Origin of the sequence: Streptomyces sp. DSM 110735, assembly GCF_016482685.1 — a bacterium.
Lineage (GTDB): Bacteria > Actinomycetota > Actinomycetes > Streptomycetales > Streptomycetaceae > Streptomyces.
In genome coordinates this window covers 76,831-103,694 of record NZ_JACYHF010000015.1, presented here as the reverse complement: position 1 = coordinate 103,694, position 26,864 = coordinate 76,831, and the positions used below count along the sequence as shown (strand labels likewise).

28 protein-coding genes and 1 tRNA gene are annotated in these 26,864 nt (G+C 71.8%); 10 read left to right on the top strand and 19 right to left on the bottom strand.

Annotated elements, in window-relative coordinates:
• Positions 1-51: 51 nt before the first annotated feature.
• A complete protein-coding gene (locus tag IF655_RS22150) occupies positions 52-1,566 on the top strand; it encodes an MFS transporter (RefSeq protein ID WP_199586757.1) in 1,515 nt (504 codons plus the stop codon).
• Here the strand turns inward: IF655_RS22150 and IF655_RS22145 are convergent.
• Positions 1,555-2,037, bottom strand: coding sequence for a GNAT family N-acetyltransferase (locus IF655_RS22145; protein ID WP_199586756.1), 483 nt, complete (start codon positions 2,035-2,037; stop codon positions 1,555-1,557). The genes IF655_RS22150 and IF655_RS22145 overlap by 12 nt on opposite strands.
• Before the next feature lie 14 nt (positions 2,038-2,051).
• A complete protein-coding gene (locus tag IF655_RS22140; protein ID WP_199586836.1) occupies positions 2,052-2,708 on the bottom strand; it encodes a rhomboid-like protein in 657 nt (218 codons plus the stop codon).
• A 19-nt stretch (positions 2,709-2,727) separates the two neighbouring features.
• Here IF655_RS22140 and IF655_RS22135 point away from each other — a divergent pair, with 19 nt between their 5' ends.
• The 3 genes from IF655_RS22135 (at position 2,728) to IF655_RS22125 (ending at position 6,045) form a co-directional block, all read left to right on the top strand.
• A complete protein-coding gene (locus IF655_RS22135; protein ID WP_199586755.1) occupies positions 2,728-3,591 on the top strand; it encodes an aminoglycoside phosphotransferase family protein in 864 nt (287 codons plus the stop codon).
• Positions 3,592-3,889: 298 nt separating this feature from the next.
• The gene (locus tag IF655_RS22130) at positions 3,890-4,960 is read left to right on the top strand and encodes a nitrous oxide reductase family maturation protein NosD (RefSeq protein WP_199586754.1); all 1,071 of its coding nucleotides are present in this window, start codon (positions 3,890-3,892) and stop codon (positions 4,958-4,960) included.
• A gap of 56 nt (positions 4,961-5,016) precedes the next feature.
• Entirely contained in the window at positions 5,017-6,045 is a 1,029-nt protein-coding gene (locus IF655_RS22125) for a methyltransferase (protein ID WP_199586753.1), read from the top strand.
• Between the two features lie 147 nt (positions 6,046-6,192).
• Here IF655_RS22125 and IF655_RS22120 read toward each other — a convergent pair whose 3' ends face one another.
• Genes IF655_RS22120 through IF655_RS22090 form a run of 7 tightly spaced genes read right to left on the bottom strand, consistent with a single transcriptional unit; the run spans position 6,193 to position 11,405 of the window.
• The gene (locus IF655_RS22120) at positions 6,193-6,516 is read right to left on the bottom strand and encodes a TcmI family type II polyketide cyclase (protein ID WP_199586752.1); all 324 of its coding nucleotides are present in this window, start codon (positions 6,514-6,516) and stop codon (positions 6,193-6,195) included.
• 20 nt (positions 6,517-6,536) lie between these two features.
• Positions 6,537-7,016 (bottom strand): SRPBCC family protein, encoded by a 480-nt coding sequence (locus IF655_RS22115; RefSeq protein ID WP_199586751.1) that lies wholly within the window; start codon positions 7,014-7,016, stop codon positions 6,537-6,539.
• A 1-nt stretch (position 7,017) separates the two neighbouring features.
• Positions 7,018-7,275, bottom strand: a complete 258-nt coding sequence (locus IF655_RS22110) for a phosphopantetheine-binding protein (RefSeq protein ID WP_199586750.1) — start codon at positions 7,273-7,275, stop codon at positions 7,018-7,020.
• Positions 7,276-7,298: 23 nt separating this feature from the next.
• The gene (locus tag IF655_RS22105) at positions 7,299-8,537 is read right to left on the bottom strand and encodes a ketosynthase chain-length factor (protein WP_199586749.1); all 1,239 of its coding nucleotides are present in this window, start codon (positions 8,535-8,537) and stop codon (positions 7,299-7,301) included.
• Positions 8,538-8,544: 7 nt separating this feature from the next.
• On the bottom strand, positions 8,545-9,804 hold the full coding sequence (locus IF655_RS22100; protein ID WP_199586748.1) for a beta-ketoacyl synthase: 1,260 nt from the start codon (positions 9,802-9,804) through the stop codon (positions 8,545-8,547).
• Positions 9,801-10,259, bottom strand: a complete 459-nt coding sequence (locus IF655_RS22095) for a cupin domain-containing protein (RefSeq protein WP_199586747.1) — start codon at positions 10,257-10,259, stop codon at positions 9,801-9,803. Before IF655_RS22095 ends, IF655_RS22100 begins: the two co-directional genes overlap by 4 nt.
• A 57-nt stretch (positions 10,260-10,316) precedes the next feature.
• On the bottom strand, positions 10,317-11,405 hold the full coding sequence (locus tag IF655_RS22090; protein ID WP_199586746.1) for a SchA/CurD-like domain-containing protein: 1,089 nt from the start codon (positions 11,403-11,405) through the stop codon (positions 10,317-10,319).
• A 198-nt stretch (positions 11,406-11,603) separates the two neighbouring features.
• On the opposite strand from IF655_RS22090, the gene IF655_RS22085 reads away from it, so the two are divergent.
• Together IF655_RS22085 and IF655_RS22080 are read left to right on the top strand one after the other, a co-directional pair.
• On the top strand, positions 11,604-13,253 hold the full coding sequence (locus IF655_RS22085; protein WP_199586745.1) for an FAD-dependent monooxygenase: 1,650 nt from the start codon (positions 11,604-11,606) through the stop codon (positions 13,251-13,253).
• A gap of 156 nt (positions 13,254-13,409) precedes the next feature.
• Positions 13,410-13,778 carry a nuclear transport factor 2 family protein gene (locus tag IF655_RS22080; RefSeq protein WP_199586744.1) on the top strand — a complete coding sequence of 123 codons (369 nt, stop codon included), beginning with the start codon at positions 13,410-13,412 and terminating at the stop codon, positions 13,776-13,778.
• Here IF655_RS22080 and IF655_RS22075 read toward each other — a convergent pair.
• From IF655_RS22075 to IF655_RS22065, 3 genes are all read right to left on the bottom strand, one after another.
• On the bottom strand, positions 13,683-14,591 hold the full coding sequence (locus IF655_RS22075) for a helix-turn-helix domain-containing protein (RefSeq protein WP_199586743.1): 909 nt from the start codon (positions 14,589-14,591) through the stop codon (positions 13,683-13,685). The genes IF655_RS22080 and IF655_RS22075 overlap by 96 nt on opposite strands.
• Before the next feature lie 45 nt (positions 14,592-14,636).
• Positions 14,637-15,410, bottom strand: a complete 774-nt coding sequence (locus IF655_RS22070; protein WP_199586742.1) for a glycosyltransferase family A protein — start codon at positions 15,408-15,410, stop codon at positions 14,637-14,639.
• A gap of 76 nt (positions 15,411-15,486) precedes the next feature.
• Positions 15,487-15,560: transfer RNA gene (locus IF655_RS22065), tRNA-Thr, on the bottom strand.
• Positions 15,561-15,777: 217 nt separating this feature from the next.
• On the opposite strand from IF655_RS22065, the gene IF655_RS22060 reads away from it, so the two are divergent.
• The 3 genes from IF655_RS22060 (at position 15,778) to IF655_RS22050 (ending at position 18,378) form a co-directional block, all read left to right on the top strand.
• The gene (locus IF655_RS22060; protein WP_199586741.1) at positions 15,778-16,917 is read left to right on the top strand and encodes an ABC transporter ATP-binding protein; all 1,140 of its coding nucleotides are present in this window, start codon (positions 15,778-15,780) and stop codon (positions 16,915-16,917) included.
• A gap of 208 nt (positions 16,918-17,125) precedes the next feature.
• Positions 17,126-17,611, top strand: a complete 486-nt coding sequence (locus IF655_RS22055) for a hypothetical protein (protein ID WP_199586740.1) — start codon at positions 17,126-17,128, stop codon at positions 17,609-17,611.
• A 32-nt stretch (positions 17,612-17,643) separates the two neighbouring features.
• Positions 17,644-18,378 carry a nucleotidyltransferase family protein gene (locus IF655_RS22050; RefSeq protein ID WP_199586739.1) on the top strand — a complete coding sequence of 245 codons (735 nt, stop codon included), beginning with the start codon at positions 17,644-17,646 and terminating at the stop codon, positions 18,376-18,378.
• Between the two features lie 100 nt (positions 18,379-18,478).
• Here the strand turns inward: IF655_RS22050 and IF655_RS22045 are convergent, their stop codons facing one another.
• The 7 genes from IF655_RS22045 to IF655_RS22015 all read right to left on the bottom strand — a co-directional run bounded on the left by IF655_RS22045 (position 18,479) and on the right by IF655_RS22015 (position 25,333).
• Positions 18,479-20,134, bottom strand: coding sequence for a DoxX family protein (locus IF655_RS22045; protein ID WP_199586738.1), 1,656 nt, complete (start codon positions 20,132-20,134; stop codon positions 18,479-18,481).
• Between the two features lie 129 nt (positions 20,135-20,263).
• A complete protein-coding gene (gene rlmB / locus IF655_RS22040; RefSeq protein ID WP_199586737.1) occupies positions 20,264-21,205 on the bottom strand; it encodes a 23S rRNA (guanosine(2251)-2'-O)-methyltransferase RlmB in 942 nt (313 codons plus the stop codon).
• A gap of 85 nt (positions 21,206-21,290) precedes the next feature.
• Positions 21,291-22,694, bottom strand: coding sequence for a cysteine--tRNA ligase (cysS, locus tag IF655_RS22035; protein WP_199586736.1), 1,404 nt, complete (start codon positions 22,692-22,694; stop codon positions 21,291-21,293).
• Between the two features lie 78 nt (positions 22,695-22,772).
• A complete protein-coding gene (locus IF655_RS22030; protein WP_199586735.1) occupies positions 22,773-23,177 on the bottom strand; it encodes a PPOX class F420-dependent oxidoreductase in 405 nt (134 codons plus the stop codon).
• 102 nt (positions 23,178-23,279) lie between these two features.
• Positions 23,280-23,774 carry a 2-C-methyl-D-erythritol 2,4-cyclodiphosphate synthase gene (gene ispF, locus IF655_RS22025; protein WP_199586734.1) on the bottom strand — a complete coding sequence of 165 codons (495 nt, stop codon included), beginning with the start codon at positions 23,772-23,774 and terminating at the stop codon, positions 23,280-23,282.
• Positions 23,764-24,528 (bottom strand): 2-C-methyl-D-erythritol 4-phosphate cytidylyltransferase, encoded by a 765-nt coding sequence (gene ispD / locus IF655_RS22020; protein WP_199586733.1) that lies wholly within the window; start codon positions 24,526-24,528, stop codon positions 23,764-23,766. Before ispD ends, ispF begins: the two co-directional genes overlap by 11 nt.
• A 322-nt stretch (positions 24,529-24,850) precedes the next feature.
• Positions 24,851-25,333, bottom strand: a complete 483-nt coding sequence (locus tag IF655_RS22015; RefSeq protein WP_003953493.1) for a CarD family transcriptional regulator — start codon at positions 25,331-25,333, stop codon at positions 24,851-24,853.
• 831 nt (positions 25,334-26,164) lie between these two features.
• Between IF655_RS22015 and IF655_RS22010 the strand changes: the two genes are divergently transcribed.
• Positions 26,165-26,860, top strand: coding sequence for a DUF461 domain-containing protein (locus tag IF655_RS22010; protein ID WP_199586732.1), 696 nt, complete (start codon positions 26,165-26,167; stop codon positions 26,858-26,860).
• The last annotated feature ends 4 nt before the right edge of the window (positions 26,861-26,864 follow it).

Here is a 26,864-nt window from a genome sequence, read left to right as displayed (position 1 = left end):
GGGCCCGCCGACGCGGATGCGACATGCACCGATCCATGGTCTTCTGGCCCAATGAGCAGCGGCCGAACGGGTGAGTCGACACCGATACCCGCGAGGGCCGAGGCGGTCGATCCCCGCCGCTGGTGGGGTCTGGTCGTCATCGCCCTCGCCCAGTTGATGGTGGTGCTGGACGCGACGATCGTGAACATCGCGCTCCCCTCCGCCCAGCACGATCTGCACATGTCCGACGCGAACCGGCAGTGGGTCATCACCGCCTACACCCTCGCCTTCGGCGGTCTGCTGCTCCTCGGCGGGCGCGTCGCGGACCTGGTGGGCCGCAAACGCACCTTCGTCATCGGACTGATCGGCTTCGCGGCGGCTTCCGCGTTCGGCGGCGCGGCCACCACCCCGGCCATGCTCTTCGGCGCCCGAGCCCTCCAGGGCGTCTTCGCCGCCGTCCTCGCGCCCTCCGCGCTCTCCCTGCTGACGACGACGTTCACCGACCCGCGCGAACGCGGGAAAGCCTTCGGCATCTACGGCGCCCTCGCGGGCAGCGGCTCCGCCATCGGGTTCATCCTCGGCGGTCTGCTCACCGAGTACCTGAACTGGCGCTGGTGCCTCTACGTCAACGTGCCCATCGCGATCCTCGCGGTGATCGGCGCCTTCGTCCTGCTGCACGACCGCCCGGGGCACGGGGAGTCCCGGCTCGACGTGCCCGGCGTCGTCCTCGGCTGCGGCGGTCTGGTCGCCGTCGTCTACGGCTTCAGCGAGGCGCAGCCGCGCGGCTGGACCGACCCCGTGGTGCTCGCCCTGTTCGCGACCGGGATCGCGCTGCTCGCGGTGTTCGTGTGGTGGCAGAGCCGCGCCCCGAGCCCGCTGCTGCCGCTGCACATCGTCCGCGACCGCAACCGCGCGGGCTGCTTCCTGACGATGATGCTCGCGGTGATCGGCATGTTCGGGCTGTTCCTGTTCATGACCTACTACCTCCAGGTCATCCTCGGCTACTCGCCCGTCCGCGCGGGGCTCGGCTTCCTGCCGCTGACCGCCGCGATCATCACCGGCTCCACCCAGATCGCCGCGCGCCTGCTGAACCGGGTCGCGCCGCGTCTGCTGATGGTCCCGGGGCTGCTGCTCGCCGCCGTCGGGCTGGTGCTGCTGACGCGGATGACCGTCCACTCCTCCTACGTCTCGGACATCCTGCCCGCCCTGATCCTGCTGGGACTCGGCATGGGTCTCACCTTCATGCCCGTGTTCGCCACCGCCACGGCGGGGGTCGCCCCCAGGGACGCCGGGGTCACCTCGGCGACGGTGAACACCGCCCAGCAGGTCGGCGGCTCCATCGGTACGGCACTGCTCAACACCATCGCCACCACCAGCAGCGCCGCCTACATCGCCGCGCATCTGCGCGGTCCCGCCGAGCGCGCCGCCGTCGTCCCGGTGGGCGTGGTGCACGGCTACACGGTCGCCATCTGGTGGGCGGCGGGCGTGATGCTCCTCGCCGCCCTGGTCGCCGGTCTGCTGGTGACCGCCCGCCCGGCCGGGCGGGGCGCGGCGGCGAAGCCCCGGGTCCGGGAGTCAGTGGGCTGAGCGGGCCAGCTCCGCGAGCGGGGCGTCGGCGAGGCGGTAGACCGTCCACTCGTGCTGGGGGCTCGCACCGAGGGACTCGTAGAAGCCGACGGCGGGGGTGTTCCAGTCCAGCACCGACCACTCCATGCGCGCGTAGCCGCGCTCGGCGCAGATGCGGGCCAGCTCGGTGAGCAGGGCGCGTCCGTGACCGCCGCCGCGCGCCTCGGGGCGGACGTAGAGGTCCTCCAGGTAGATGCCGTGGACCCCGCGCCAGGTGGAGAAGTTCAGGAACCACAGCGCGAACCCGGCGGGCTCGCCGGTGGTGTCGTCCACCGCGAGGTGCGCGAAGGCGGCCGGGCGCTCGCCGAACAGCGCCTCGCGCAGTTGCTCCTCGGTGGCCCGCGCCTCCTCGGTCGCCTTCTCGTAGGTGGCCAGCTCGCGGACCATGCGGTGGATCGCGGGGACGTCGTCGGGGGTCGCGGTACGGATCATGGACGGCAGGGTAGTCAGCCGCGCGGCACGCTCAGCGCACCGCGCGGGCGCCACGCCCTGCCCCGACCCCGGACCAGCGGATAGCAGGCGAGCCCGATGAGGACCGACAGCACATGGCCGAAGTCGGTGAAGGTGCGGGCGGTGACGAGCGGTACGGCGTAGACGACGGCGAGGAAGACCAGGTAGGCGTACCGCCAGGGCGGGGCGATCCGGTAGGTGAGGACGGCCATGACCCCGGCGAGGGCGTAACTGACGCCGATGTCGAGCGTGTTGACCGCCGAGGGCGGGGCGTGCCCGTTGTTGATCGCCATCAGCAGGGCCAGCTCGCTGATCAGCGTGGCCAGCACATGGGCGGCGGCGCACACCGCGAGCCAGCGCAGGGTGCCGAGCCAGCGCTCGGCCTGGGCGTGGAAGAGGGTGTACAGCGCGGCGTACGGCAGCCAGCGACCGCTGTCGATCCACATCGCGCTGGTGATGAGCACCCGCACGGGGTTCTGGGACAGCTCGTGGATGTTGGTGGAGTGCTGCCGCAGGAACTCCTTCTCGAACTCCGGCGACATATGGTGCAGCGCCACCGTGGTGAAGAAAAGGATGGTGAGCCACACATAGGTGCCCGGGGCGGACCGCAGATAGTCCGCGATCACCCCGAGTCCACGCCGCACACGACTCACCCGGCTCACACGGGCCAGTATGGTCGCGCGGGTGACGGTGCTGCCCGACGAGCCCGAACCCCGGGAGGACCTGCGGCAGCGGACCGTACGGTTCCTCCGCCGCTGGCATCTGCGCGCGGACGGCGCCGCCCGCTCCGGCACGTCGTCGCTGGTCACACCGGTGACGGCGCCCGATGGAACCCCCGCCGCGCTCAAGGTCCAGCACCTGGACGCCGAGTGCGCGGGCGAGGCGACCGCGCTGCGCGCCTGGTCCGGCGACGGCGCCGTACGCCTCCTGCGCGACGACCCGCCGACCGCCACCCTCCTCCTCGAACGCTGCGACGCCACGCGCCCCCTGACGACCCTTCCGGACCCCCGCGCTGCCGTCACCGTCCTGGCCACCCTCCTCACCCGCCTGACCAGCCGCCCCGCCCCACCGGGACTGCGCCACCTGGGTGACATCGCGCACGGGATGCTGGAGCGCACGTCCTGGGCGCTGCGCGCCGAGCCCGACCCCGCCGTACGCGCCCTGCTGCGGGACTGCGCCGCCGCCCTCCGCGAGGTCGCGGACGAACCCGGCGACCGCCTCCTCCACTGGGACCTGCACTACGGCAACGTCCTGGCCGCCGACCGCGCCCCCTGGCTCGCCATCGACCCCAAACCCCTCTCCGGCGACCCCGGCTTCGAGCTGCTGCCCGCCCTGGTCAACCGCTACGACCCCGCCGACACCCTCCACCGCTTCGACTCCCTGACCGCCACCCTCGCCCTGGACCGCGAGCGCGCCCGCGCCTGGACCCTGGCCCGCGTCCTCCAGAACCGCCTGTGGCAACTCACCGACCCCACCGCCCCACGCCCGGTCCCCGACCCCCGCCTGGAGGTCGGCGCGGCGCTGCGCCACCGCTGACCACTCGCCTGCCCGGCGCCGACTACCGGGGCGCCTTCCGGAGCCGCCGCGAACCGGCGCTGCCGCCGAGCCCGGCGCCCCGCCGGACCCGACCCGTCGACCGGCTCCACCCGCCACGCCTGCCCACCACGCTCGCCCGGCCCGCCTCCCCCAGCCCCCGTTCGCCACCCCCGCCCAGCCGCCCGGCCCCGCCCCCGGACGCCCCCCTGAAAACCCCTGACACTCCGGGCGCCCCCTGACACGCCGCCGGACGGCCTATATCAGACCTTCTGGATAATCGGGTCATACCGTACGCGGTATGAAGAGATGTCACCTCGCATATCTCGCCTGCACCGCCGCCCTTCTCGGCGGCGGTCTCGGCGCCGCGCCCGCCGCTGCGGCGCACCAGACCCTCGTGGTCCGCCCCGGTCACTCGATCCAGAAGGCGGTGAACGCCGCGCAGCCCGGCGACACCGTGCTGGTGCTGGCCGGGACCTATCACGAGAGCGTCGTCGTCGACACGCCCTGGGTGACCCTGCGGGGCGTCGGGGCGCGTACCGTCGTCAAGCCCGCCGCCACCAAGACCGGCAAGGTCGCCAACACCTGCGCCCAGCACGGCGACGGCATCTGCGTGCTCGGCACCAAGAAGAAGAACGTCGAGGGCGTCACCGTCGCCGACCTCAAGGTCACCGGGTTCAGCCACGCCGGGGTGTTCGGCATGGCGACCGACAGCCTGACGGTCCGCCGGGTCCAGGCCGTCGACAACAAGGTCTGGGGCATCGCCACCGAGCGCTCGGTGCACAGCCTGCTGCGGGAGAACCAGGCCCGCCGCAACGGCGACGCCGGACTCTTCCTCGCCAACACCATCAACGAGGAGGGCGGCGCCTACGACTCCGGGGCCACCCGCGTCGAGCGCAACCGCCTGGAGAACAACCGCATCGGCGTCACCGTGCGCCGCCTGCGGAACCTGACCGTCTCGGACAACACCATCACCGGCAACTGCGGCGGTGTCTTCGTCGTCGGCGACGAGAACAAGCCGCAGGGCGGAAACCTCACCGTCGCCTCCAACGACGTCGTGGAGAACAACAAGTACTGCGCGAAGACCGCCCGCCTCCCCGTCATCCAGGGCTCGGGCATCGTCCTCACCGGCGCCGAGAAGACCCGCGTGACCGGCAACCACGTCGCGGGCAACCGCGGCAAGTCCCCGCTGTCCGGCGGCATCGTGCTGTTCAAGAGCATGGTCGGCGCCAAGGGCGTGAACAACCGGATCGACCGCAACACCCTGGAGAACAACGCCCCCGCCGACCTCGTGAACACCGAGCCGGCCAAGAGCAACAACGTCTTCGAGCGCAACTCCTGCCGGGCGTCCAAGCCCGCGGGCCTGTGCTGACCGCCCGAACAGCAGCGAACAGCAGCGAAGAGCCGAGGAACCAGAAAGGGCGGCAGATGACGACCGCTGAGACTGCCCCACCACCCCCCATGCGCCTGCGCGAGCTGGTGTTCGGGGCGGCCTGCGCCGCCGCCGTCCGGGCCGCCGCCCGGCTCGGCGTCGCCGACGCCCTCACCGACCGGCCGACCGCGGTCGAGGACCTGGCGGCCGCGGTGAAGACCGAGCCCAAGCCGCTGCGCCGACTGCTGCGGGCCCTGTCCTGCTACGGCGTCTTCGCCGAGCAGCCGGACGGCACCTTCACCCACACCGAGATGTCCCGCCTGCTGCGCGAGGACGACCCGAACAGCCTGCGCGCCATCGCCCTGTGGTGCACCGAGCCGTGGACCTGGGACGCCTGGCCCAAGCTGGACGAGGCCGTGCGCACCGGGAACAACGTCGTGGAGTCCCTCTACGGCAAGGAGTTCTTCCACTACCTCAACGAGGACGCCCCCGAGTCCGCGGACGTCTTCAACCAGGCCATGACCCGCTCCAGCGAGCAGTCCGCCCGCGAGGTCGCCGCCCTGCTCGACCTGTCCGGCGCCTCCTCGGTGGCGGACCTCGGCGGCGGCCAGGGGCACGTGGTCGCCTGCCTGCTGGACAAGTACCCGGCCATGCGCGGCAGCCTGCTGGACCTGCCCCGCGTCGTCGAGAACGCGCTGCCCCGGCTGCGCGAGGGCGGCGACCTGGCGGACCGCGCCGAGATCGTGCCCGGTGACGTGCGCGCCTCGGTCCCGGTCAAGGCCGACGTCTACGTCATCAAGAACATCCTGGAGTGGGACGACGAGAGCACGGCCCGCCTCCTGGGCAACGTCGTCAAGGCGGGCGGCAAGGGCACCCGGGTGATCGTCATCGAGAACCTCGTCGACGAGTCCCCCTCGATGCGCTTCAGCACCGCCATGGACCTGCTCCTCCTGCTCAACGTGGGCGGCGCCAAGCACACCACCGAGAGCATGGTCGGCCGCCTCACCGCGGCGGGCCTGGCCGTGGACGACATCCGTCCCGTCAACCCGTATCTGCACGCCTTCGAGTGCCACGTCGTCGGCTGACCTGCCCTCGACCGATTCAACCGGCTCAACCGACCCAACCGGCGCCCACCGGAAAACCGGCCGCCGGGCCCGCGACGCTGCGGGCCCGGCGGCCGGTTGCTGTTCCGGGGCGGTCCCCGGTGACGGTCCGGTGTGAACCGGAGAGGGCTAGTCGCGCTCCCACAGGTAGAAGCGCTGCGCCATGGCGTCCTTCGGGGAGCGCCAGGTCTCCGGGTCGTAGGCGCTCACGTACGCCGTCAGGCGCTCGCTGATGCCGCGGAACTCCGGGTGCCCGGCCACCTTGGCGATGGCGGGGGCGGGGTCGGTGTCGGACTCGACGAGGTGCATGTACACATCGCCGAACTGGAACAGGCTGCGGCGGCGCACCCCGACGAGGTGCGGCAGCTCGCCCCGGTCGGACTCCGCGAAGATCTTCGCGATGTCCGGGGCGGAACCCGGCGCCATCCGGGCCACGATCAGTCCCTGGTGCATGACGTTCCTCTCGCGCGGGCTCAGTCGGCCAGAACCGGCGCGGACTCGCGACCGGCGGCGGCCTTCTCGATCTTGTCCCGGATGAGGGCCATCTGGACCTTGGAGTTCTTGTTGATGTTGTCGGTCATCCAGTCGTCGTCGACCGGAGCCTCCGGCTTCATCGCGAAGTCCTGCGTCCACACCATCCGCGTACCGGCGGGCACTTCCTCGTACCGCCAGTGGATGTTCATGTGGGCGAAGGGACCGGTCTCCACGCGGCGGGCGTGGACCTCCAGGTTTTCGCGGTGGGGCTCGCGCTCGGAGACCCAGCTCCAGACGGTGCCGTTCTCGTCGGGGTGCATGGTCAGCCGGAAGGTCGTCTTGCGGCCCTCACGCGAGATGATCTCGACGGCGGCGTACTCGCTGAACAGGCGGGGCCAGTTCTCCAGGTCGTTGGTCATGTCCCAGACCAGGTCGAGCGGTGCCGCGATGGTGATCTCGTTCTGGGTGTGCCCTGTCATCTCAGGCTCCTGCCAGTAGTGCGCTGTTGACGAGGTCGAGGAACTGCTTGGGGGTCTTGCAGCGCTCGGCGTCGGGCGGCATCGGGACGCTGTGCCGGTTCTCCAGCTCGCCGACGATGCCCAGCAGGCCGAGCGAGTCGAGCCCGAGCGTCTCGAAGGGGGTCTCCGGCTGCTCCCGCAGCACCTGCGGTGCGACGGTGATCCCGGCGGCCTTCTTCATGAGGGCGGCCAGTTCTTCCTCGGTGATCTGCGCGTTCATGCCGTTTCTCCTTTGCTGTTCGCCTACGCGGCGCCGTGCCGCAGCACGAGCGCCGAGTTCGACCCCATGAGTCCCCGGCTGAGGACCAGTGCCGTGCGCGGCTCGGCGACGCGCGCGCGCCCGGTCACGAGGTCGATGTCGTGGCAGACGTCGAACACGTTCGGCGTCGGCGGGATCAGGCCGTGCTCCATCGCGAGCACGGCGGCCGACACATCCAGCACCGGCGCGGCGCAGTAGCCCCGCCCGATGCCGGTCTTGGGCGCCGTCACGGGCACCCGGCGGCCGTGCTCACCGAGCGCGTCCACCAGGGCCAGCGCCTCGGCGCGGTCCGCCTCCGGCACCCCGAGGGCGTCGGCGAAGACCACGTCGATCTCCTCCGGGGCGCAGGCTGCCTCGGCAAGCGCCTGCCGGATCGCCTCGGCGAGCCCGGCGCGGGACTCCGCCCAGCGGGAGGCGCCGGTGAAGGTCGCCGCGTGGCCCGCGACGATCGCCCGGACGTCCGCACCGCGCTCCCGCGCGGCGGGCTCCGCCTCGATCACGAGCATCGCGCCGCCCTCGGCCGGTACGAACCCGCACGCGGCCGCGGTGAACGGCCGGTACGCGCGCGCCGGGTCGGACTCGGCGCTCAGCTCCTGGTACCCGAGCTGGCAGACCACCGAGTACGGCGCGAGCGGCGCCTCGGTGGACCCTGCCACCACCCGGTCGGTGCCCCGGCGCACGGCACGCGCCGCGTGCGCGAGTGCGTCCAGACCGCCCGCCTCGTCGGAGGCGACCACCGAGCAGGGTCCCTTGAACCCGCGCCGGATGGAGATCTGGCCGGTGCTCGCCGCGTAGAACCAGGCGATCGACTGGTACGGACCGACGAACCGGCTGCCCTTGCCCCACAACTGCTGGAGCTCGCGCTGACCGAACTCGCCGCCGCCGGAACCCGCCGCGGTGACCACGCCGATGGAGTACGGGTCCGCGTCGGTGTCGGCCTGGCCGAGCCGGGCGTCCTCCAGGGCGCGGTCCGCCGCCGCCATCGCGAAGTGCGTGAAGCGGTCGGTCTGCACCAGGAACCGCTCCTCGACCACCGACGGGTCGAACTCGCGGACCTCGCCCGCCACCTTCAGCGGCAGGTGCTCACAGCCCTCCCGGGTCACCCGGTCCAGGAGGCTGAGCCCCTCCTGGGTGGACTTCCAGAAGGTCTCCGTACTGATGCCGTTGGGCGCGACGACACCGATGCCGGTGACGGCCGCCCGACGTTCCTCGGTTGCGCTCATCGTGTCCTCACTCCCTCGGCCGGGTCAGGATCACCGCGGACTGGAAGCCGCCGAACCCGCTGCCCACCGACAGCACGCCGGACAGCTTCCGCTCGCGGGCCTCGCGCGGCACGTAGTCCAGGTCGCACTCGGGGTCGGGGGTCTCGTAGTTCGCGGTCGGCGGGACGGTCTGCCGGGCGAGAGCCAGCACACACGCCACCACCTCGATCGCCCCGATCGCCCCGAGGGAGTGCCCCACCATCGACTTGATGGAGCTCATCGGGGTGTCGTAGGCGTGCTGTCCGAGCGCCCGCTTGACCGCCGCCGTCTCGTGGCGGTCGTTCTGCCGGGTGCCGGAACCGTGGGCGTTGACGTAGTCGATCGCCGTCGGGTCGAGCCGGGCCTGGTCCAGGGCCGTCTCGATCGCGCGGGCCATCTCCAGGCCCTCGGGCGTCAGACCGGTCATGTGATACGCGTTGCCGAACGTGGCGTAGCCGCTCAGTTCGCAGTACACGTGCGCGCCGCGGGCCCGCGCGTGCTCCAGCTCCTCCAGGACCAGGACCGCGCCGCCCTCGCCCATGACGAACCCGTCACGGTTGTTGTCGAAGGGGCGGGAGGCGTGCGCCGGGTCGTCGTTGTTCGGGGAGGTCGCCTTGATCGCGTCGAAGCACGCCATCGTGATCGGCGAGATCGGCGAGTCGGAGGCTCCGGCGATGCATATGTCCGCCCGCCCCTCCTGCACGGTGTGGAAGGCGTAGCCCACCGCGTCCAGACCCGAGGTGCAGCCCGTCGACACCGTCTGCACCGGACCCTTGGCCCCGAACCGCTCGGCCACCGAGGAGGCGACCGTGCTCGGGGAGAACGCCCGGTGCAACTGCGGGCGCGCCTTGGCGTGGTCCACGTCCCAGCGCTCACCGCCGTTGCTGACGAGGACGTAGTCGTTCTCCAGGCGGGTGGTGCCGCCGACGGCGGTGCCGACCGAGACCCCGATCCGCCACGGGTTCTCCCGCGCGAGGTCGAGCCCCGAGTCGTGCACCGCCTCGTCGCCCGCCACCAGGGCGAACTGGATGTACCGGTCCGCCCGTTCGACCTGCTCCGCGTCGAGCCCGTACGCCGCCGGGTCGAAGTCGCACTCGGCGGCTATGCGCGAGCGCAGTCCGGAGGCGTCGAAGAAGGTGATGCCCCGCGTCGCGGTACGACCGCTCGACAGCAGGTCCCAGAAGGCCGGGGCGCCGATGCCGCCCGGGGCCACGATGCCTATGCCCGTGACCGCCACCCGGCGGGTCATGAGGGCACCTGCTCCCGGCCGGCCTTGGCCCGGCCCGCCTCCGTCCCCACCGCGGCGGCGCCGATGACATCCGTCTCCTCGGTGTCGACGTGCCCGAGCTGCGGGCGCGGGGCCAGCGGACCCAGGTGGAAGACGAGGCGCGCCTCGTCGTCGCCCACGTTGCGGAAGCGGTGCCGCATGTTCATCGGGATCATCAGACCCTGCTCCGGCAGGAGGGGGTGCGCCTCGCCGTCGAGGTCCACCTCCAGACGGCCGCAGATCACGTACACGAACTCCTCGGAGTACGGGTGGTAGTGCTCGCCGATGCGGTCGCCGGGCTGGATGAGGGCCACGCCCATGAAACCGCTGGTCGAGCCGACCGTCGCCGGGGTGAGCATGGCGCGCAGGTCACCGCCGCGCCGGGTGTTGGGCTCGGCGTCCATCAGGTTCACGATCTTCGGACGGGGTTGGATCACAGCTTCCTCCGTGGGGTGTGCCGCGTCGGCTTGTTCGGGGTGGGAGAAGGACACGGATCAGGCGCCCTGGGACCGGCGGTCGGTGACCATGGCCATCCGGGATGCCTCGCCGTCGAGCAGGGCGCGCACCTCGGCGGCGGCACCCGCGTCACGGGGCAGGAGGGCGACGTCGTCGCCGCTGACGTCCACCAGACGGACCACCACGTCGTCGCGCTGGAACACCGTGCTGCGCAGCACCGCGCTCCTCGGGTCGTCGACGAGCGCCTGGTCGCTCTGCGAGAGCAGCTCGGCCAGCCGCATCCCCTCGCCGGAGCTCGCCGGGTAGAGCAGGGCGATCCGGGCGCTCTCGGCACCGGCGCCGTCCGCCATCACGTGGTGCACGGCGGGCAGCGCCGCGCGGGTGAAGAACATCCGCGCCGACTCCTGGTCGTCCAGGTCGCGGTCCTGCTCCAGGTAGGGGTTGATGGCTTCCTCGACCGCGCGGATCTCCGGCTGCCGGGCCACGTGACGCAGCGCCGCCAGCAGGTCGCCGCGCACCTCGATGGCGCGCACGACACGGTTGCCCTCCATGAACAGCGAGGTGCGCAGCAGCCGGGTGCCGTCGTCCACCCGCGCCTCGGGCGAGGCGTAGTCCGCGAGGATCTTGCGGACCTTGTCCTCCGTGCCCGGCTTCACCGTGAAGGTGAGCGCGTGCCGGATGACACCGTCGCCGATGCGCGGACGCTCCTGCAGACGCCGACCACCGGGGGTCTGGGCGGCGGCGGAGGCGCCGTTCGTCTCGCGGACGATGTGGAAGCGCAGCGAGCGGGTGTCACGGACGCAGGAGTGCAGCGGCTCCACCATCGCCACGTGATCCTCGCTGTTCACCCAGGTGAGGAACGGCGGGGCGCTCTCCCACTCGCTGGTGATCAGCCACTGCGAGGGGTTCTCGATGGACTGGCAGAGCTGGTCGCTGACGTGTCCGGGCACCTGGGCGACCTGCGCGCAGAGCTGCTCGTACGCCTCCAGGAACTGCTGCTGCGCGCCGTCGAACACGTCGACCAGCAGGACGACCCGCAGCGGCGAGCCGTCGAACACGGACTGGGAGACACGCTTCGAGACCTCGCGGGTCAGCGTTCCTGAGGGCCGTTCAGACGTCGTGGTCATCCTGCACACATCTCCTTCGCGGGGCTTCGCCGGTGCCGGCCACGGATGGGCACGGCAGCGTTCCTTGATCCTGTGACGACCCGCAGCGCCCCGCGACTCGTATGAACCACGTGGGTGATTGGGCGGGCGGAGCGGGCGGCACCGGGCATGAAAAGTCACGTACGCCTCATACGCGCACCCTCGTCACAGGAGGCTTCGATGCATCAAAAAGCCGACCACCACGTCCCCGTCCTCATCGTGGGCGGCTCACTGGTGGGCCTGTCCCTGTCCGTGTTCCTGGGCCGTCTCGGTGTGCGGCACCTGCTCGTCGAGCGGCACTCCGGCACCTCGAAGCACCCGCGCGGGCGCGGCAACAACGTCCGCACCATGGAGCTGTTCCGGGCGGCGGGCATCGAGCCGGACATCAAGGCGGCGGCCTCCCTGCTCGCCGACAACCACGGCATCCTCCAGACGCCCACTCTTGTGGGTGACGCCGGGGAGTGGCTCTTCAAGACCATCGACCCGGGCGGCGGGCTCGCGCGGTTCAGCCCCACGGCGTGGTGCCTGTGCAGCCAGAACGACCTCGAACCCGTCCTGGTGGACAGCGCGCGCGAACTCGGCGGCGACCTGCGGTACTTCCACCGGATGGAGTCCTTCGCGCAGGACGCCGACGGGGTGACGGCGACGGTCACCGACCGGGACACCGAGGAGCGCTGGACCGTCCGCGCCGACTACCTCGTCGCCGCCGACGGTCCCCGCAGCCCGGTGCGCGAGGCTCTCGGCATCGGACAGAGCGGTCCCGGCGAGCTGTTCGCCAACGTCAGCGTGACCTTCCGCTCCGCCGCGCTGGCCGACGTGGTCGGGGACCGCCGCTTCATCTGCTGCTACCTCACCAGCCCGGACGCCGACGGCGCGCTGCTCCCCGTCGACAACAAGGAGAACTGGGTCTTCCACGCGCCCTGGCACCCCGAGCGCGGCGAGAGCCTGGACGACTTCCCCGAGGAGCGGCTGCGCGACCACATCCGGCGCGCCGTCGGGGTCCCGGAACTCGACGTGAAGATCACCGGGATGGCCTCCTGGCGTGCCGCCGAACGCGTCGCCGAGCGCTACTCCTCCGGGCGCGTCTTCCTCGCCGGGGACTCCGCGCACGAGATGTCCCCCACCGGCGCCTTCGGCTCCAACACCGGCATCCAGGACGCCCACAACCTGGCCTGGAAGCTCTCCGCCGTCCTCTCCGGCTGGGCGAGCCCCACCCTCCTGGACTCCTACGACGCCGAGCGCCGCCCCGTCGCCCTCGCGACCAGCGCCCGCGCCTCCGCCCGCTCCGTCGAGCACAGCCACCCCGGCTTCGCCCCCGCCCCGGGTGTCGGCGGCGGCAAGCGGCGCGGCATCCTCAACGTCGTCCTCGGCTACCGCTACCCCTCCGGCGCGGTCCTCGGCGCCGACCCCGCCCACCCGGTCGTCGGCGACACCCTGACCCTCGACGGCAGCCCCGGCACCCGCGCGCCGCACCTCTGGGTCAGGCGCGGCGGCGTCCGCCTGTCCACCCTCGACCTCTACGAGCGCTCCCTGGTCCTGCTGACCGACGCGCCCGACGACGCGGGCTGGTACGCCGCCGCCCGCCGCGTCGCCGCGCAGGTCTCCGTCCCCCTGGAGGCGTACCGCGTCGGCCCGGGTCCGGACGCCGACCTCACCTACGACCCGGCCGACCCCGTCGGCACCGACTGGGCCGACCTGCACGGCACCACCGCCGACGGCGCGGTCCTGATCCGCCCCGACGGTTTCGTCGCCTGGCGCACGACCTCCGCCGCCCCGGACCCGGACGGCGTCCTGCGCGAGGTCCTGGGAACGCTGCTGAGCACGCACTGAGTCCGCACTGAGCCCGTCGGTGGCGGCGGCATTACCTCAGCGGTAATCGACCCCCGCCGACGGCGGCGGCAGGCTGTGGGAGCAGGCAGGGCGACGCGCTCCACGCGAGGTCACCCGCCCGCTCCCACCAGTCCGTGCAGACGAGAGGACACCGCCGTGACCATCCACGAGGACGCCGTCGAGCGCTACTTCGCCGCCTGGAACGCCGCCACCCCCGAGGACCTGGCCAAGGCGGTAGCCGCTGCCTTCACCGAGGACGGCACCTACACCGACCCGCTGTGCGACGTGCGGGGCCACGACGGCATCGCCGCGGCGATCAGCGGCGCCCACGCGCAGTTCCCCGGCTTCGCGTTCCAGCCGACCGGCACGCCGGACGCCCACCACGACCTGGTCCGCTTCACCTGGGACCTGGTCTCCACCGCCGACGGCTCAGCCCCGGCCGCCGGATTCGACGTGATCACGCTCGCCGAGGACGGTCGCATCTCCCGCGTCACCGGCTTCCTGGACCGGCTCCCGGGCGCCTGACCCGCCGCTCCGCGCCATCTCCGCAAGGATGGCGGCCGTCTCCGCGTCGGCGGGCAGGAACGTCTCCACCGCCAGCTCGGAGACGGTCACATCCATCGGGGTGTTGAAGGTGGTGGCGGTCGACAGGAACGACAGCACCCGGCCGCCCACCTCGATCCGCAGCGGCAGCGCGTACGGATGGGACACCGGGGCGGGGCTCTCCTCCCCCGGCACCGGATAGGCGGCGACCTCCTCGTACAGCTCGCGCAGCGCCTCGGAGGCACGCAGCGTCGCCTGCCGCTCCATGCGCTCCAGCAGGTGCGCCCGCCATTCGCCCAGGTTCCGGATGCGCGGCGCCAGCCCCTCCGGGTGCAGGGTGAGCCGCATGGCGTTCATGGGCGCCCGGAGCAGGTGGGCTGCCACCCCGCCGAGCAGCGTCTCCACCCCCTTGTTCGCCGCCACCACGTCGTACATCCCGTCCATCACCAGCGCGGGATGCGGCTCGTAGGCGGTGAGCAGTTGCTCGAGTCCGCTCCACACCGGCGCCATCGCGGGCGCGGACAGCGGCGTCTCCGGATAGGACGGGGCGTAACCGGCCGCCACCAGAAGGGCGTTGCGCTCCCGCACGGGCACGCTCAACTGCTCCGCGAGCTGCAGCACCATCGACCGGCTCGGCACGGACCGCCCGGTCTCGATGAAGCTGATGTGCCGCGCCGAACTGTCCGCCCTGAGCGCCAGCTCAAGCTGAGTGAAGCGCCGCATCCGGCGCCAGCCGCGCAGCAAACTCCCGACATGCCCCGCACCGGCCGCCCCGGCCACCGTCCCGGTCGTCATGGCAGGGACGGTAGCCGACCGGGCGCGAACGCCTCGCTCGGATTCCTAGATCCTCGAGTTGCGCAGCGACTGCCACACGGCACCGGCCAGCGCCCGCGTCGCCCGCGGGACCGACAGCCCTTCGTGGGCGCGGTACAGCTCCCAGTTGTACGGCACGAGCGAGAGCTTGTTGGAGGACAGCGAGCCCGCCTGGTGGGACCGGTACACCGCGAGCGGCTCGGCGAGACCGCGGGCGTCGGCGCCGTCCCGCATGATCGACAGCCACAGGGCGTAGTCCTGCCGCTTGCGCATCTCCGGCATCAGCCTCGTGCCCAGGACGGTGCGGTCGTACATCGCGGTGAGCGCGCCTATGTGGTCCCGCACCAGCATCGCGCGGTAGTCCACGTGCTCCGTCGCACGCACCACCCGCCCGTTGGGGACGAAGTCGGTGCTCTCGCCGTCGTAATCGGCGTCCATCTTGTAGTACGAGGTGAACGTCAACGGCGCGTCGCCTCCGGCGGCGAACTCGAGCTGCCGCTCGGTCTTCTCCGGGAGCCACATGTCGTCGCTGTCGAGAAAGGCGACGTACTCCCCCCGGGCCCGCTCGATCGCGAGGTTGCGCGCCCGCCCGGCACCGCCCTGCTCGGGCGCCGACCGCGGCAGCACCCGCTCGTCCTGGCGGGCGAACTCCATGAGCAGGTCCATCGAGCCGTCGGTGGACTTGTCGTCGGTGACCAGCAGCTCCAGGTCGGCGTGCGTCTGCGTGAGCACCGACCGCACCGCCGCGCCGAGCGTGGCCACCGAGTTGTACACGGGCATCACGACCGACACCAGGGGCACTGCGCTTCTCCTCGCCATACGGACCTCAGACATCACAAAGGCCCAGGTCAGAGTGCATCTGTCCTGAGCCTCCCAGAGCCCCCTGTCGGATTCGAACCGACGACCTACGCATTACAAGTGCGTTGCTCTGGCCAACTGAGCTAAGGAGGCGGGACGGGCGCTCGGGGCGCTCGTGCCTGTGAAGTGTACCCAGGTGGCGGGGCGGGGCCACGGGGAATTCCCTGGAAGATCCGGGCGCCGGGGTACTGACAGAACGCGGGGGCTGCGGGTACGGTCCGAGGCAGTTCACCCAGGTGGACTACTCCAACCACCTTCCTACAACGGATCGTCCGGCACGTTCCTGCCGGTAGAAGGGGGCCCATCCAGCATGGCCACTGTCACGTTCGACAAGGCGACCCGGATCTACCCGGGTTCCACCAAGCCCGCCGTCGACGCGCTCGAGATCGCGATCGAGGACGGGGAGTTCCTCGTCCTGGTCGGCCCGTCCGGCTGCGGCAAGTCCACCTCGCTGCGGATGCTCGCGGGACTCGAGGACGTCAACGGCGGCGCCATCCGCATCGGCGACCGCGACGTCACGCACCTGCCGCCCAAGGACCGGGACATCGCGATGGTGTTCCAGAACTACGCGCTCTACCCGCACATGACGGTGGCCGACAACATGGGCTTCGCGCTCAAGATCGCCGGTGTCAACAAGGCGGAGATCCGGGCCAAGGTCGAGGAAGCCGCCAAGATCCTCGACCTCACCGAGTACCTGGACCGCAAGCCCAAGGCGCTCTCCGGCGGTCAGCGCCAGCGTGTCGCGATGGGCCGCGCGATCGTCCGCGAGCCGCAGGTCTTCCTCATGGACGAGCCGCTGTCCAACCTGGACGCCAAGCTCCGCGTCTCCACCCGTACGCAGATCGCGTCCCTCCAGCGCCGCCTCGGCATCACCACGGTCTACGTCACCCACGACCAGGTCGAGGCCATGACCATGGGCGACCGGGTCGCCGTGCTCAAGGACGGTCTGCTCCAGCAGGTCGACACCCCGCGCAACATGTACGACCGCCCCGCCAACCTCTTCGTCGCCGGCTTCATCGGCTCCCCCGCCATGAACCTGGTCGAGGTCCCGATCACCGACGGCGGCGTGAAGTTCGGCAACAGCGTAGTGCCGGTCAGCCGCGAGGCGCTCTCCGCCGCCGCCGACAAGGGCGACACCACCGTCACGGTCGGCGTGCGCCCCGAGCACTTCGACGTGGTCGAGCTGGGCGGCGGCGAGGCGGCGAAGTCCCTCTCCAAGGACTCCGCCGACGCCCCGGCCGGTCTCGCCGTCTCGGTGAACGTCGTCGAGGAGCTGGGCGCCGACGGGTACGTCTACGGCGCCGTCGAGGTCGGCGGCGAGGTCAAGGACCTGGTCGTCCGCGTGAATGGCCGCCAGGTGCCCGAGAAGGGCTCGACCCTGCACGTCGTCCCGCGTCCGGGCGAGATCCACGTCTTCTCCAGCTCCACCGGCGAGCGCCTCTCCGACTGACCCGCGGTCACCAGGGCATCGAAAGAGAGGGGTCCTTCGGGGCCCCTCTCCCGTTTCCGCCCACCGCCCCGCCCCGCCCGAAAAACCCCGGCACAGCGACCATTCCGGGCTCCGGCGTCAACCCCCTACCCAGAAAGAGCCACCAGTTCATCCCCCATAAGGGTGACTAAATGTCGCCAAATCATTACCGGGCGCTACCCTCACTCGCGTGAAGCACTCCACCACCTCTCAGACGCGCCGCGGCCACCGGGGCGGACCCGCCCGCCGGGCCGGCCGCACGCTCGCCCTCGTCCTGCCCGTCGTCCTGGTGCTCTCCGGAACCCTCGCGGTCACCCGGGTCAACTGGACGGGAAGCCCCTCCAGCTCGGTGCTCACCGCGTCGGACGTCTCCGCGGCGGAGGTCTCCGGCAAGGCGCCCGCCGCCCGCCCCGCCCAGCACAGGTCCGCCGCCCCCGAGGACGCGCTGCGCGACCGCCTGATGGGCGAACTCCAGCACAGGAACCCCGGCGTCGTCCTCACCCACCTCCAGCAGGCGGTCAACGGGCGCCCCTCCCTCGCCGCGCACTGCTCCGACATCGCCCGCGCCCTCGGCAAGGCAGCCGTGCGCATCTACGGCGCCTCCCGCGCCCAGTCGTACGCCCGCCCGGTCTGCGACACGTCCTTCGCCTCCGGGGTCCTCACCGCACGCGGCTGATCCGCGCCGGGGCGCCACGTACAGTTCGGGGCATGACCCACCCGAGCGCCGCGTCGCGCCCCACTCAAGCCGTCGTCCTGGCCGGTGGCCAGGGTTCACGGCTGCGCCCCTACACCGACGACCGGCCCAAGCCGATGGTCGAGATCCCCGGCACGGGCACCCCGATCATCGGCCACCAGCTCATCTGGCTGGCCGAAGAGGGCGTGACCGACGTGGTGGTCTCCTGCGGCCACCTCGCCGACGTCCTGGAGAAGTGGCTGGCCACGGCCGACCTGCCGGTGTCCGTCAGCACGGTCGTCGAGACGGAGCCGCTGGGCCGCGGCGGCGGTCTGAAGTACGCCGCCGCGCACCTCCCGCACCCCGACCGGCCCTGGTACGCCACCAACGGCGACATCTGGACCCGCTTCTCACTGCGGGACATGGCCGACTTCCACACCGAGCGCGACGCGGTCGCCACCCTCGCCCTCGCCCGCCCCCGGCTGCCCTGGGGCGCGGTGAAGACCGACGGCTTCGGGCACATCACGGACTTCATCGAGGCGCCCCCCTCCACCGTCGAGATCAACGCGGGCGTCTACGTCTTCTCCCCCGAGTTCCACGGGCTGCTGCCCGAGCGCGGCGACCACGAGCGGACCACCTTCCCCCGGCTGGCGCGCGAGCGCAGGCTCGCCGGGTTCCCGATCCCGCAGGGCGCCTACTGGCGGGCCATCGACACGGTCAAGGACCTCAACGAGGCCGCCAAGGAGCTGGACCCCCAGCGCGGCGCCTGAGCCCCCGCACCGGGCGCCAGGCGTCAGACGCCCGCAGGCACACGACAGGGCCCGTACCGCGAGAAGCGGTACGGGCCCTGTCGTACGTCCTGACAGCCGCTCAGCCGCCGCCCAACAGACCGCCCACGAGCCCCGGTTCCCCGGTGGACGTGCCGCCCGCCGCCGAGTCGGCGCCCGAGGGCGCGGAGTCGGTGCCGCCGGTGGCCGCGCCGCCCGTGCTCGTCGGACCCGCCGACGTGCTCGGCGCGCCGCCGCCGCTGGTGGAGGGCGCGGTCCGGCTGGGCGGTGCCTGTCCGGTGGTGCCCTGGGTCTGGCTGGGCGCCGCCGTGGTGGCACCCGCGGTGCGTCCGGCGGAGGGCGCGACCGCCGACGGGCTCGCCCCCGCCGTGGCGCCGCCCGAGGGCGCGCCGGTCGCGGACGGGCTGGCGGAGTGCCGCTTGCCGGGCTCCTGGGGCAGGGAGGAACCGGGCAGGTTGTTGCGCGGCGCCTCGTCGGGACCGGGGACGACCACCCGGCTGGAGGCGCGCACCGCGCCGCCGAGCACCGAGCCGACCAGCAGCGTCAGACCGATGGTGACCGCCGTGATGAGCGCGCCCCGGCGCAGCACGTAGCGGCGCAGGTCCCAGATGTCGGCGCGCGGTCCGAGCGTGCGCCAGGCACCGGCGGCGAGGCGCCCGTCCACGGAGTAGACGGGGGCGCCCGCGATGATCAGCGGCGACCAGGCGGCGAGGTAGATGATGTCCGGCGCGTCGTAGGCGGGGACGGTCTTCCAGCTCACCGTGACGATCAGCGCGGCGGAGAGCAGCGCGCCCCCCACGGCGGCGACCCGCTGCCAGCAGCCGAGGATCGTCAGCACGCCGACGATCACCTGGAGGAAGGCGATCACCAGCCCGGAGCCCACCGGGTGGTGCAGCGCGAACTGGCGCAGCGGCTCGGCGACGTCCCACGGGTGCAGGGTGTTGAGCCACTTGACCATGGAGCCGCGCTCGCCGCCGTCGAAGTAGACGGGGTCGCAGAGCTTGCCCATGCCCGCGTAGATCGAGATGAAGCCGAGGAAGACGCGCAGCGGGAGCAGGACGACGCCGAGGTTCAGCCGCCGTCCGGGGTAGTAGGCGTGCCGGGCCGCCTCGTCGCCGTGGCGCCGGGCGGCGCGCGGTCCTGGGGGTGTCTCGGGCTCGTCGTACGCCTCGAACTCGCCGCTGTCGTACGCCGGTTCGTCGTAGGCGCCGCCTCCGCCGCGCAGCGGGGGCAGCAGCGGACCGTCGTCGGAGGAGGTGCGCTGGTGACCGAGGACGGGGGTCTCGACGGTGGCGTCGAGGCGGTCGTAGCCGTCGTCGTAGCCGTTCCCGGCGGTGCCGACGCGCGGGATGACCTGGGTGGCTCCCGCCGGTTCGTCGGGGTGGCGGACGCTGCTGCCCCGGACGGCCTGGAGCAGCCGGTGGGCGCCGGTGTCGTCGGGCGCGGACCGCCCGGTCCAGACGACGGGACGGCGGCGGCCTGCGCCGGTCCGGCCCGCCGTACCCACGGACGCGGACGACAGGTGGGCCGGGGTCTGAGCGGTGCTCAGATGCCGGGCGATCCGGGGCGACGGGTTCCGTCTGGCCGCCGCGCCCAACTGCACGCGGAAGCTGGCGTGGTTGACGATGACCTGCGCCGGATCGCTCGGCACCTTCACCATGCTCAGCGCGGGAACGTCGTCGTAGCCCGACGAGCGGTCCCCCGTGGGTGTGCGGGGTGTTCTGGTGTCCACACTCATCTAACCGAGTGATGTGGAGTTAGGACACTGCCCCGACGCGGCCCGATGTGTCCGGGCCGCGTCAAAGTCGTCCTGAACTCCGGATGGACCCCGGAATTACCGCATCAGAGTGAAGTGACGAACACCCGTTCAGGCGCGGCGGCGGGACGCCTCGTACAGCACGATGCCCGCCGCGACACCGGCGTTCAGGGACTCCGCGCCACCCGGCATCGGGATGCGCACGCGGACGTCGCAGGTCTCGCCGACCAGGCGGGACAGCCCCTTGCCCTCGCTGCCGACCACGACGACGACTGGACCGCCCAGTGCCGCCACGTCACCCAGCTCGGCCTCACCGTCGGCGGCCAGACCGACGACCGTGATGCCCTCCTTCTTGTACTGCTCCAGGACCCGCGTCAGGTTGGTGGCGCGGGCCACCGGCGTACGGGCGGCCGTACCGGCGGAGGTCTTCCAGGCACCGGCGGTCATCCCCGCCGAGCGGCGCTCGGGCACGACCACGCCGTGCCCGCCGAAGGCGGAGACGGAGCGGACGACGGCGCCGAGGTTGCGCGGGTCGGTGACGCCGTCGAGGGCGACGATCAGCGGGTCCTCGCCGTTGTCGTAGGCGGCCGCGGTGAGGTCCTCGGGGTGCGCGTACTGGTACGGCGGGACCTGGAGGACGAGACCCTGGTGGTTCAGGCCGTTGGTCATGCGGTCCAGCTCGGGGCGCGGGGCTTCCATCAGGTGGATGTTGCCGCGCTCGGTGGCGAGCTGGATGGCCTCGCGGACCCGCTCGTCGTTGTCGATGAACTGCTGGACGTAGAGCGTGTTGGCGGGCACGCCCTCGCGCAGCGCCTCGAACACCGGGTTGCGGCCGACCACCAGCTCGGAGGTGGACTTGCCACCGCCCCGGCGCTGCTGCGGGCGGGCGCCCTGGGCGCGGCGCGCCTTGGCGGCCGCGGCGCGCTGCTTGACGTGGCCCTTGCGCATCTCGGCGGGGGGCGTGGGGCCCTTGCCCTCGAGGCCGCGGCGCCGCTGGCCGCCGCTGCCGACCTGTGCACCCTTCTTGCCGGACATGCGGCGGTTGTTCGCCATGAGTTACCCGTCTCCGTGAGCTTTCGTACGTATGTATGCAGTGTGCCGCCCGGAGAGCCGGGCGGCACAGTCGATCAAGCAGGGGTCAGCGGGCGCCGAGGCTCCAGCGCGGACCCTGGGGGCTGTCCTCGACGACGAGCCCGGACTGGCCGAGCTGGTCGCGGATGGCGTCGGCGGTGGCCCAGTCCTTGCGGGCGCGGGCGGACTCGCGCTGGTCGAGGACGAGCCTGACCAGGCTGTCCACCACCCCGTGCAGGTCCTCGCCGCGCTCGCCGCCCTCCCCGGCCCACTGGGGGTCCAGCGGGTCGAGACCGAGCACGCCGAGCATGGCGCGGACCTCGGCGAGGCGGGCGACGGCGCCCTCCTTGTCGTCGGCGGCCAGCGCGCTGTTGCCCTGGCGGACCGTGGTGTGCACGACGGCGAGCGCCTGCGGGACGCCCAGGTCGTCGTCCATCGCCTCGGCGAAGGCGGGCGGCACCTCGGCGGCCGGTTCGACCGTGCCCCCGGCCTTCTCCAGGACGCGCTGCACGAAGCCCTCGATGCGCGCGAACGCGGTCTCGGCCTCGCGCAGCGACTCCTCGCTGTACTCGATCATCGAGCGGTAGTGCGGGGTGCCGAGGTAGTAGCGCAGCACGATCGGGCGCCACTGCTTGACCATCTCGGAGACCAGCACGCTGTTGCCGAGCGACTTGGACATCTTGTCGCCCGCCATGGTGACCCAGGCGTTGTGCACCCAGTACCGCGCGAACTCGTCGCCGTAGGCCCTCGCCTGGGCGATCTCGTTCTCGTGGTGCGGGAAGATCAGGTCAAGACCGCCGCCGTGGATGTCGAAGACCGAGCCCAGGTATTTGTGCGCCATGGCCGAGCACTCCAGGTGCCAGCCGGGACGCCCCGGTCCCCACGGGGTCGGCCAGCTCGGCTCGCCCGGCTTGGCCGCCTTCCACATCGCGAAGTCGCGCGGGTCCCGCTTGCCGGTCTCGCCGTCGCCCGAGGGCTGGAGCAGGTTGTCCAGCTCCTGGCGGGACAGCTCCAGGTAGTCGGGGAAGGAGCGCACGTCGAAGTAGACGTTGCCGTCCGCCGCGTAGGCGTGACCGCGCTCGATCAGGCCCTCCATCATCTCGATCATCTCGGTGATGTGGCCGGTGGCGCGGGGCTCGTAGCTGGGCGGCAGGCAGCCGAGGGCGGTGTACGCGTCGTTGAAGGCGCGCTCGTTGTCGTACCCGATCGACCACCAGGGGCGGTTCTGCTCGTGAGCCTTGGTGATGATCTTGTCGTCGATGTCGGTGACGTTGCGGATGAACGTCACGTCGTAGCCGCGGTAGGCGAACCAGCGGCGCATGATGTCGAAGTTCAGCCCCGAGCGGATGTGCCCGATGTGGGGGGCCGCCTGCACGGTGGCGCCACACAGGTAGATCGAGACACAGCCCGGCTTGACCGGGGTGAAGTCGCGAATCTGCCGGGCGCTGGTGTCGTACAGGCGAATAGTCACCCCCCCAGGGTAGTGGGCGCGTCACCGTGCCATGCACAGGACGGCGATGAAGGCGCCGTACCGTGCCGCCCGCCGCCGTCAGAGGCTGCCGACCACCTTGCGCGGGGTGATCCGGACGACGACCCGCTCGGCGTCCTGGGCGGCGGCCGGGTTGAAGTCGGCGTACTTCTTGCCGGTGTACTTCTTCGACAGCTCGTCGATCAGTTCCTGCCCCCCGTCGGTGGTCATGTCGGCGGTGCCGCGGATCTCGGCGTACTCGTAGGGGCGCTCGGGGTCCATGACCACGACGGACACGTGCGGGTCGCGGTCCAGGTTCTTCTTCTTGCGCCGGTCCACCGTGGTGGAGAAGAGCACGTCGTCGCCGTCCCGCTTCACCCATACCGGCGACAACTGGGGGCTGCCGTCGGGCTGGACGGTTCCGACGACGATGAAGACGGGACCGTCCAGCAGTGCCTTGAGCCGGTCGGACAGGGCGGCGGACATGGGGGTACCTCCTCGGTCGGCGATGACTCTGCGGGTACCCTCGCACGCCCTCGGCTCACCCGCACGACGAGCCCGGCCCGTCCCACGCGTTACCGGGCGCGGTCAGCCCACCCGCACGACCAGCGCGGTCGCGACCGCCATCAGCCCTTCCTCCCGGCCGGGAAAGCCCAGCCCGTCGGTGGTGGCGCCGGACACCGACACCGGCGCGCCGACGGCGGCGGACAGGATCTGCTGCGCCTCGTCCCGGCGCTTGCCGATCTTCGGGCGGGGTCCGACGACCTGGACGGCGACGTTGCCGACGGCGAACCCCGCCGCGCGCACGATCCGGGCCGCCTCGGTGAGCAGCGCGACCCCGGAGGCGCCGGCCCACTCGGGGCGCCCGGTGCCGAAGTGCTGCCCGAGGTCACCGAGACCGGCGGCGGAGAACAGCGCGTTGCAGGCGGCGTGCGCGACGACGTCCGCGTCGGAGTGCCCGGCCAGTCCCGGTCCGGCGTTCTCCCACTTCAGACCCGCGCACCACAGCTCGCGACCCTCCTCGAAGGCGTGGATGTCGGTGCCGATGCCGACCTGGGGCAGCGCCGGGATCTCAGAAGCCATCGTTGAGCCTCCTGCGGTTGAGGACCGCCTCCGCGAGGACGAGGTCGAGGGGACGGGTGACCTTGAACGCCTCTTCGTGCCCGGGCACGGTCACGACCAGCGCGCCGAGCCGCTCGACCATGCTCGCGTCGTCGGTGACGTCCTCGGTCACGCTCTCGTGGGCGCGCACCAGCGTCGCCCGGTCGAAACCCTGCGGGGTCTGCACCGCGCGCAGCCGGGCGCGCTCGGGCGTGCCGAGCACGGGCTCGGGCTCGCCGGGCACGGCGGCGGGCTCGACCTCCTTGACGGTGTCGGCCAGCGGCAGCGCCGGGACCACGGCGGGAGCGCCGGAGCGCACCGCCTCCACGACCGCGTCCACGGTGTCCACCGGGACCAGCGGGCGGGCGGCGTCGTGCACGAGGACGACGTCGTACTCCGGCGGCAGCGCGTCGAGACCGAGCCGGACGGACTCCTGGCGGCTCTCCCCGCCGGGGACGACCAGGAAGTCGGTCCGCTCGGGCAGCGCGTGGTCGTCCAGCAGGGACTTCACCTCGGCGGCGCCGTCCGGGGGCGCCACGACGACGACCAGGGAGACGGACCGGGAGGCGGCCAGGGCGCGGATCGCGTGGATCAGCATCGGCGTGCCGTTCAGCGCGCGCAGCGCCTTGGGGGCGCCCGGACCGAGGCGTACGCCCCGCCCGGCGGCCGGGATCACGGCGGCGACACGGCTCCCGGAAGGGGACTCGGCGGGCGCGGGACGCGATTCGTCAGACATCGGTTCCTGTCAGGTTTGTGTGCTCGTCCTGGGTGGGTATGGCCTGGAGGAGTGCCGGGCGGCACGCCTTGACCGGACCCTTCCGTGACCCTGGTCGAGCCGTCACCCGGACCCGGCACACCAGTATCGGGGGTTCTCCGAGTCGTACGACAGGTTCCGCGCGTGGTGTGGCGGTGGCGGGGTACGAGAACGCCGCGGCGCCCGCGACAGGTTCAGTGTCGTCGGGCACCGCGGCGTCGTGGCTGTGCCTGGCGCGCCCACTCGTGAGCGGCGGCTCAAAAGTGCGCGCGTCGGAAGCAGACAGGGGGCTGCCTGCCGGGCGTCAGGAGGCGAGTACCTCGTCGAGCAGCGCCTCGGCCTTGTCCTCGTTCGTGTTCTCCGCGAGAGCCAGCTCGCTCACCAGGATCTGGCGGGCCTTGGCGAGCATGCGCTTCTCACCGGCGGAGAGTCCGCGCTCGCGCTCACGACGCCACAGGTCACGCACGACTTCCGCGACCTTGATGACATCGCCGGAGGCGAGCTTCTCCAGATTTGCCTTGTAACGACGCGACCAGTTCGTGGGCTCCTCGGCATACGGCGCGCGCAGCACCTCGAAGACCCGGTCCAGCCCGTCCTGACCGACCACATCACGCACGCCGACGAACTCCGCATTGTCCGCTGGCACACGTACCGTCAGGTCACCCTGGGCGACCTTCAGCACCAAGTAGGTCTTGTCCACGCCTTTGATCTGGCGAGTTTCGATGGCCTCGATCAGCGCGGCCCCGTGATGGGGATAGACCACGGTGTCGCCAACCTTGAACGTCATGTGACAGGTACCCCTTCCGTGGCTATCCAGGGTAACACGGATACGGCGTCTTCTGAATGGCGTTTTCGCAGGTCAGGGCATATCTCGGGGCTTGACAACAGCGACCGGAACGTGCTGCGGGCCACCTGCGGAACCGGGTATTCGCAGGTCGGAGCGGCTCTGCGGGCGGCGTGAAACGCGTACGTCACACGCTCCTCAGATCCACTCCGAGCGGACGAATGTCCCGGTTTGCCCACTCTCAAGCGTACGACTTCCGGTGCTCCGTTCGATGACCGGGGGCCGGTACGAGACGAATCCGGAATTGATCACAGGCGCCCCGGCGGACGGTGGATCAGTGACGGATGTTGCCGATGATGATGAAGCGGATGAAGAGACGGATGGGGCACTCCGATGATCCGAAGGATCACCCGGAACGCTCATTGCGGACCGGCAATACGGCGCGTCAATAGGGGTCGGTCATTCAAGTGGCTCAATCAAGTGGCTCAATCCCGCTCAATCACGTGGGTCAATCGGCCGGGCGAAATCCCGGGCGCCGCATTCCTTCACCGGAAATTCGGCGGTGTGTCACGGGGGGGGAGAGAGAGGGCGTGCCCGGGGGCGTGCCGCTCGGTGTGTCGCGCCGTGCGTCGCTGTGTGTGTCGCGGTCGTCCGGTGTGCCGTACCGGCGTGTCGTGGCGGGTTCTCCGCTCGCCCACCCGGAGGGACGGCGGGGTCTTGGGGAGGGTCGGGTGCGGCCGACCTGGAACGGCTCGGTAGCCTAAGCCCGCTGACTGATACTTAGGGCGGCTTTACAAAGAAGGCCGTCCGTGCGTTCAAGGAGTTGCCGCCGCCGTGAGCAGCAGCCTTCGACGCGGCGCCCTCGCCGCCTCCGCCATCGCCTTCCCGCTGGCCATGCTCGCCGCCTGCGGTGCCGGCAACGACGCCCAGACCCTGGAGATCAGGCCCGACAACGCGGCGACCAGCGTCGGCACCATCAAGGTCCAGAACGCCCTGGTGATCACGCAGCCCGACGCCAAGGCCGCGGGCCCCCTCGCGATCTCCGCGACGCTGTTCAACTCGGGCAAGGACGCCCAGACCCTCCAGTCGATCAGCGTCCCGGGTGCCGGCGACAGCGTCCAGCTCAAGCCCGCCAAGGGCCAGAGCCTGACCGTCCCGCCGCACGGCTCCCTGGTCATCGGCGGCAAGGACAACGCCTCCGCCATGCTCGCGAGCGGCGGCGAGGTCGTCCGCAACGGCAACGCGCAGAAGGTGACCTTCACCTTCAGCCAGACCGGCGCGGTCAGCCTGCGTGCCTTCGTGGTCCCCGCCACCAGCTACTTCACCAAGTGGGGTCCGAGCGAGATCCCGTCGGCTCCCGCCGCCGCGTCCTCCCCGTCCTCCTCCGCCTCGGCGTCCACCTCCCCGGAGCCGGGCAACAGCGCGTCCGCGGACGGCAAGGCGTCCGCCCCCGCCGCGGGTGCCTCGCACAAGGCGGGCGACAAGGTGACGCCGACCGACTCGGCGTCCCAGTCGGCCGCCGGTCACTGAGCGG